This is a genomic window from Nesterenkonia haasae, from assembly GCF_010119385.1.
Classification (GTDB): domain Bacteria; phylum Actinomycetota; class Actinomycetes; order Actinomycetales; family Micrococcaceae; genus Nesterenkonia; species Nesterenkonia haasae.
This window is the reverse complement of the sequence record NZ_VFIE01000032.1, coordinates 23,672-31,100: the sequence shown is the minus strand read 5'-3', so window position 1 is coordinate 31,100 and position 7,429 is coordinate 23,672. Positions and strand designations below refer to the sequence as shown.

At 56.0% G+C, this 7,429-nt stretch carries 4 protein-coding genes; 2 read left to right on the top strand and 2 right to left on the bottom strand.

All coding sequences use genetic code 11. The features are described from left to right. The first annotated feature begins 505 nt into the window (after positions 1–505). The gene (locus tag FH975_RS15720) at positions 506–1,918 is read left to right on the top strand and encodes an ATP-grasp domain-containing protein (protein WP_162322127.1); all 1,413 of its coding nucleotides are present in this window, start codon (positions 506–508) and stop codon (positions 1,916–1,918) included. Positions 1,919–2,009: 91 nt separating this feature from the next. Here FH975_RS15720 and FH975_RS15715 read toward each other — a convergent pair whose 3' ends face one another. Together FH975_RS15715 and FH975_RS15710 are read right to left on the bottom strand one after the other, a co-directional pair. Then, positions 2,010–3,473: an asparagine synthetase B family protein gene (locus FH975_RS15715; protein WP_162322126.1), complete on the bottom strand. Its 1,464-nt coding sequence runs from the start codon at positions 3,471–3,473 to the stop codon at positions 2,010–2,012. A gap of 210 nt (positions 3,474–3,683) precedes the next feature. Beyond that, positions 3,684–4,757 (bottom strand): hypothetical protein, encoded by a 1,074-nt coding sequence (locus FH975_RS15710; protein WP_162322125.1) that lies wholly within the window; start codon positions 4,755–4,757, stop codon positions 3,684–3,686. 124 nt (positions 4,758–4,881) lie between these two features. Here FH975_RS15710 and FH975_RS15705 point away from each other — a divergent pair, with 124 nt between their 5' ends. Further along, a complete protein-coding gene (locus FH975_RS15705) occupies positions 4,882–7,398 on the top strand; it encodes a glycosyltransferase (RefSeq protein ID WP_162322124.1) in 2,517 nt (838 codons plus the stop codon). The last annotated feature ends 31 nt before the right edge of the window (positions 7,399–7,429 follow it).

Below are 7,429 nucleotides of genomic sequence, written 5' to 3'. Positions count from 1 at the left end.
GCTTCGGAGAAGGGTTATGACGTGGACCAGCCACGCAACCTCGCTAAATCCGTCACCGTGGAATAGACCACCGGTGACCATCGCCTCGCGGAACAATGCTGTGGTCCGGATACGTGCCAATTAGCTCGAGTGCAAGTGAAAAAAGCTAGCTGTATCCGCTATGAAGCTCACTCGTCTGAGTCTTATTACCTGCACTGCTAAATCAACTTGCCACGAGGGTTTCCTCTCTACTCAGAGTACTTGCTACGCACCCTCTGACTTCCAGGGGTCTCCGTCAGTCCTGGACCGACGCTCCATAGTTAACGTGGCTCAGTCAATCTGTGAGTGTCAGACCACTAGCGCCCTAAGTTCTCATGCGACTGTTCAGTTGCTGACAAAAGTCGAAATGAGAACTCACTATCCGAGCGCGCCGCAAACGCGTGAGTCCTACAGGGACACGTCAAATATGCCCCTACAATTGAGGCACGTCCTATGTGGCCGCCCCAACCCTCGAGGAGAAAATCGTTTGTCAGATTATTGGCCTCGTCATTTCTCTGCTGGCGTCGTGCGGGAGGCGTATGGGCCACGGCTCGCTGGCTACACCATCGCCTTGGAGGCATGGCGGCGCGGCTTGAGAGTTCGCTTCTTGGACAGCCACCTTCGCAAGTACGAGATCTCTCACGGCAAACGCAAAATCCGTTTCGACAAGTCCCGGCCCTCACTGACGACCAGTGAAGCAATGAAGACCGAGCAGAACAAGCACCTTACCAACTCTCATCTTCGGAAAGCAGGAGTACCCGTTCCCTCGAGCTGGGTCGTCAATCCCGCTGCGCTGGACGCTGAAGCTCAACTACTGCGGCACGCTGAGAGCGCTGGTTATCCAGTTGTTCTCAAGCCCCTGAGGGGGAGTATGGGCAAGGATGTCTTCACGAACCTTCAGGGCCAGGAGGACCTCTTAGACACCTTCCGGTACGTGGCAAACCGTACGGCGGTCGGCGGAGATCTAGTTTTAGAACAACACTTCACCGGTGAGGACTATCGCGTGCTCGTTGTCGGTAATCGAGTGGTTGCCGCCTGCCTGCGAAAGCCCGCCAATGTCACAGGCGACGGCCAGAGGACTGTTCAGGAACTCATCGATGCCAAGAACGCCATTCGTCTACAGAACCCGTACCTCTGCAAGAAGCTTATAGTCCACGATCGGGAAGTCGATCAGTATCTCCAGCGCCACGGATACACCCTCCACGACGTGCCGCCCTCAGGTGCCGAGGTTCGGCTGCGGGGCAAAGCGAACGCCAGTCAAGGCGGTGACAGCATCGACCAAACCGATAGTGTCCCCAATGCTGTCAAAGACGCCGCCGCGCGCGCCGTTGCCGCCATCCCCGGACTGGCCCTGGCTGGCGTCGACATCCTCTACGACCAGAACCGCTTACCTGTAGAGGATAGCTTCCGCGTCATCGAGATGAACTCGCGACCTGAAATCGAGCTCAATATGTACCCCTGGGAAGGATTTGGTCAAGACGTCCCTAAACACTTTCTCGACCTCTTCTTCCCCAATTCGAGGCGTCCCAAGGATCCCGCGAATCAGAGCCTCGCCCTCAACCTCAACCAATTGCTCGCCCCCCTTCGTGGTGCGTCAGCCGAGGAAGTCTTGGTCAAGAAACGTCCTAATCATGCCTACCCGGAACGGCTGATTTACAAGCACCAACATACTGAGCCTTTTACGTCAGAAGAAAAGAGTGCCATCCACCTCTCAGCACGCAGAGCCGGTATTTCCGGTCAATGTGGGACCCAGGACGGACATGCGTATGTGGCAATTTGCGGCACTCGCGAACAGGTCAACAAGTTCCTCCGACTCTCGAGCAAATCTCTGGGCATCGACCGCGATACGGAGCAGGCGTGGACCAGGGTAGTCACCCAGGGCTTCCATTTCAGGGCGTAACCAGGTCACCGAACTCGCCGTCATATGCCGGCCTGAATGCCAGTGGGCGGATTGCCGCGGAAGGTCACTCATTCAAACTTGCAATCTCAGTCTAGGCGCCCGTTGATCCCCGCTGGTACGAGCTCAACGGGCGGTCATAAGTTGGAGGATTCCATCTCTTGCCGTTCAAGGGATACTCCAGCAAACTAGGCTCCATCTGGCGGATTATCTCCCGGAATAAGGACAGCTGAACTCGGTCCAACTCCGGCACCGAAAGCATCAAACGGATCATCTTCCGTGACCCGAACAGTTGATAGGTGTCGAATGTAACGTCCGACTCTACTATGTGCGGGTGGTTCCAGTTGGCTACTCGGTGCTCCCAGAGAAACATGTCCGTTAACCGGTAGCCAATAGGTATGGAACGCAGCCTGGTCGTCCTGATGTATTCCTGGAAACCTTGCTCGCCTGGCTCCCACCACGGATCCTCTAATGGTCGATTCACATCTTTGCCCCTCTTGGTCAGGCTGGCCATTCGACGGGCTGAGATCTCCATTGTTTCCGAGAAATGCAACCGCTGGGCAAAATGCCACTTGCCCACTCCATTAATCTGCCCCCGTATATGGAGGGAATCGTGAGGAAGGTGCGAGTGATAAACCCAGGAGATAACTGTATTCGAGCGTCGAGGACTCAGCTCCCGGAGGACATCCACATACTCCTGAGGCGGCTTTTCAGCCGTATTGAGATCAAACATTTGGTGGGGAAACCCTAAGTCCTCAGATATGGTCGCCGCTAGCTTGTCTCTGTGCAGTTCCCCGGCCTGGCGCCCTGAACCCAGTGCTTTGGTATACGTGAACACCTGAACCGACTCGTGCCCTTTCGCTTGAGCAAACGCCGCCAGGGATGTTCGGGAGTCAATTCCAGCGCTTGCAGAGATCACGATCTTGCGGCCGCTGCGCAGAAGTACTCGGACCTGTTTCTTTAGAAGGGGCACCATCTGTTTGGCCGCCGCATCCACCGAAAGGGGCTCGAAAGGACGCGGGCCAATGCGTTTGATTGCTCCGGTCCCTAGGGTCAGCTCAGTATTTGGCGTCAGCATCCACACGCCCTCGAAAGGGGTGGTGCGGCCCGGGAAATCATTTGTTCGGGTTTGGCCTACCCACTGGGTCACTCGGCTCGGGCCCTTCTGCAAAGTCCTACCTACGAGGTTCACATGGGAGGCGATAATCGTTGCGTCGTCGTCATGAAAGATGGACCGTGACGCTATTGCGTCGCTCTGCACGCGCACGACATCCCCCGACCGATCCAGTACTAGGTACTGGCCGAACATCTCTTCCAACACGTTGAGGTAACGCCTGCGTGATTCCTCAAGCGCAGAGAGTAACCGGGCTGCGATGGCGACCAAATCAGTGGACTCTAGCTGCGGGTCTAGAGCATGACCACAAATCAAGACCTCAAAGTCCCCTGAAGAGATTGCCGCCGCCGACACGCGTGGGTCCCAGCGAAAGGTGCGGCCTGCTATTTCTTTGCGTAGCCAGAAGTTGGGAACGTCAGGACGTACCTCGGGGGAATGAAGCACGTATCCGCGACTGAACCGTAGATGAGAAAAGTCTGTGCGAGACGGTATGGACGTGGGGTTCGCCGGAAAATGCTCTGTTGCGCAGGTGACGGTCATATTTGGTCCTCAAAAACATCGAATGATCTTGACTTATCCTGCCTGACTCGTGTCTAAGTGCACCCGTGAGTGCTCTAGTCAGTATGTGGATATCCATTGGTCTTCACGAGCCACTTACCTCCTAGCTGTTGCGATCATGTGGTCGAGAATCCTTAGCGTGACCCGACGAGAGCGACCGAAAGTCGGATACAGGAACTCGCCTAGGTCGGCAGTGGGATCTATCCCAACAACAACTGCGTCCGACGAGTTCTCTAAAGAAGGTGCCAGTATGTCGACGGCAGTCGCCGCGAGGCCGGGGAACGCCCACATCGTGTCTACAGCGAGTTCAGCGAGCTCCGCGTCGAGTTGATCGGTAACATCTATGCTGATTCCCTCTCCTCGCCCGAAATCCGAAACCTGTGACTCGAGTCGCACTTCGCCTGGTAGAGGAACATCGTCCGGAATCGAACCTAGGCGGGTGATGACATCGGGCAACGTCGGTTCTCTGCGGCTGAGATAATTGCACTTTCGCCATTCCTGCAGCTCATTCTCGACCAACTCTCGGATAGTCAATAGGCCGTCTCCGACAACATGGAAGGGTATACGAACAAGGGCAGCGACGGCTTCCTCGCCGACGACGTAAATCCTTAACTGGAGACCTTGCCTATACTCCTGAATCTCAATGAACCTCTCTAGAGGCTTGAGTGCATGGCAGGCTTGAGCAGCGGTCTCCCACGCGTCCGTGAAATTCTCCCGCTGAACTAATGTTGTAGTTGCCCCCGAGCGTACGCGGGGTGAGGCAGGTCTAACGACTACTGGCATGTCCCCCGTGGGCAGGTTCCTCTGGGCAACGGTGAACTGAGACACATGGTAGGTATCAGCGGGAAGACAAGGCACGTCTGACGCCGCGAAATAGTGCCGCATTACTTGGGGTCTTCGCGAGGCCCTGAGCGCTTGGTGGCTGACCAACGTCGTAATACCAGAGTCAAGGCCCCCGATGGTTTTCCCTCCACGGATGAACCTGAAGCCAGTCGTCACTTTTTTTGCAATGATCCGGCGACGACTGCGGGCATCTTCTAAGAAGATATCAACTGTATTTTGTGGGTTTTGCCATATGTTCCGGCTGTGGCGCTGGGGGGTTATAGAGTCTGTAATGAAGGATGTAGCCAGCGACTTAGTGTGAGCAGCGTCGGTGATTGAGTCGGGCATTCCCCAAGGATACGCGGGTCGGAGTGCTGTCGGCTCGTAGCACATCGGATACTCGTGCATTCGAGGACTCCGGGCACCTCCCCTTTGGACTCATAGCTCCGCTTGTGGCGTATCATAGCGTCGCGTGAGCATTCCAAGTTTGAGTCCGGGGTCAGTAGCAGACGAGCAGATGCTTCTGATGCCGCACATGTTGCATCGCTACCTGGGTAACGCGGGTTCTTTTGGTCTGGGTCTCGAGCGCACGGCGCTCAGAAGTGAATCTGTGCAGATGCGTGAACTACTGGCCTACGCAACATCTCACGGGACGCTTTCGATTAATGACCTCAGGGTCGGGATTCTCAATGGCACTATTTCGCGATATTCGATAGATCTTCATTGGTTGGGCCGCCTAGCTCATACAGTTGCTCTTCAGAACCGGAGAGAAGGCGACGATGAGTTCGCAATCGAAGCGTTGAAACTCGCCGAAGCTGATCTGGCGAAACCAGGGGTTTCAACGCGCTTCCTGAAACTCTTGGCTGAACTTCTTTTCGAGAAGCGACGTTTCACGGAACTCGAAGAGCTCATTGCACGCCGCGTGGACATTAAGGCCCACTATTACAACTACATCTCCGTGGATTCACGTAATCCTTTCATCCGCGGAGAGTCCTACGAGGCTGACACATCGAAATGGCTTGATGGTTTTAACCGGCAATTCACTCGCAACGATCTCACTCCACTTACACTTGCGCCGGGAGAGGGCACGCCGTTCAATCGTCTACGTTCATTGCCGCAGCTCGGTCCTGAGCAAAAGGGCCCCTTGGTCACCGTGATTATGACCAGCTTCAAACCCGAGCGCGAAGATTTTATTCAGTCCGCACGCTCAATCCTCCAGCAGACCTGGACCAATCTCGAGCTGATCATTGTCGACGATTGCTCACCAGCGGAGTTCGCGTCGGTGCTCGACGAAGCAGAGGCACTTGACCCGAGAGTGCGCGTCATTCGCCTTGAGGTGAATGGCGGAACCTATGTAGCTCGAAATGTCGGGATCACGCACGCCCAGGGCGAGTTCATTACGGGACAAGACGCCGACGACTGGTCACATCCACAGCGGATCCAAACGCAAGTGAATCACCTCATTCGAAACCCGAACCGTCCTGGCAACCAGGTCTATACGGTCAATATGACCGAGGACCTTGTGCGTATTCGCCGTGGTTACAGTCCGTTCATCCCCAGTGCTCCGACTCTTATGGTTCGGACCGAGATTATGCGTGAGCTCGGCGGGTACCTCCCGGCCCGGAAAGCGGCGGACAATGAGATGCGAGACCGCGTGTCTGCTTACTCGAGTTCAGACGTGTATCAGATCCCAGAGCCTCTTATTTTTATGCGAATCCTGCCGGAGTCACTGTCTCGGGCGGACTTCCGTGCTGGTTGGCAGCACCCTGCGCGGCGTGCCTTCTGGAGCAGCTACAAAACCTGGCATTCGACAGCGACGGCCGAGCAGCTGCGAAGTGAAAGTCATCATGCCGGCTCCATGTACGTGCCAACGCGGTTCACCACGCCTCCCGAGGATCCCGTCCGGCTGGACGTGGTATTTGCGGCAGACTGGTGTGAGCTGGGAGAAAGCCAGGCGTTGGCCCTGGAAGAGATCCGCTTGCTCCGCGAAGCGGGATACACCGTGGGTGTTATGCATATTGAGAACGCACTACACCTGGCAGAGTTTTCGCGCATGTACATACAGCCGGTCCAGCAGCTGATTTCATCAGGCGACGTGACTTCCGTTCTAGCTGATGAAGATTTTCACCACGTTGGCGTCGTGATGATCCGAACCCCGGAGCTGATGGAGTTCATACCGGACCAGGGGGTATCGTTCACAGTCGATTCGGCGTTCATGCTGGCTGATAAACGCCCGTGGGACAACAGTGACTTCACCGTTCACTACATACCTGAGAATTGTGCTCGGAATGCACACGCCTTCTTCGGAGTCAGGCCGCAGTGGGTCTCACGGTCCCAGTTGCTCCTGGAGAATCTGCAAACTCACATTCCTGACGATGAGATGTGGCCTACAATTCACATCACAGCCCTCACTCCAGAAGCCTGGCGTGCTCGCAGGACAGGTCCAAGGAACGTGCGTCCAGTGATGGGCCGATGGGCTGGCGATCGCGAAAACCTGTGGCCCGAGAGTCACGAGACGATCGCTCAGATCTGGCCCATCGACGGGACCGCCGATGTGCGGCTCTACGGGGATCCCTCAGCGGTTTTGCGGGTTCTGGGAGCGAAACGACTGCCGCCGGCATGGCTCAGTTTCCGGCAGCACGAAATCAGCCGACTCACCTACTACCGGTCACTGGACTTCTTGGTTCAATTCGGACGGGCGGCTCCGAATCCCCACAGCGACCTGTCGATTCTTGAAGCCCTAGCGACAGGTTGCATTGCGGTACTGTCCCCAGACTACGAACATGTCTACGGAGACGCCGCCGTCTATGCCGAGCCACAGGAGGTGCGAGAGAAGCTCCAGCAGCTTGTGAGCGACCGGGATATGTACCTAGAGCAATCACGCAGGGGTATAGAGTTTGCGAGTACTTACAGTGCCGCGAGCTACCTCACTCACATACAAGAGTTACTCAGGACCTCCCGCAAAACAGAAGGGGCATCACAGCAGTGAAGGGCGTTTCTCCTCAGCAGTTAATCGTACT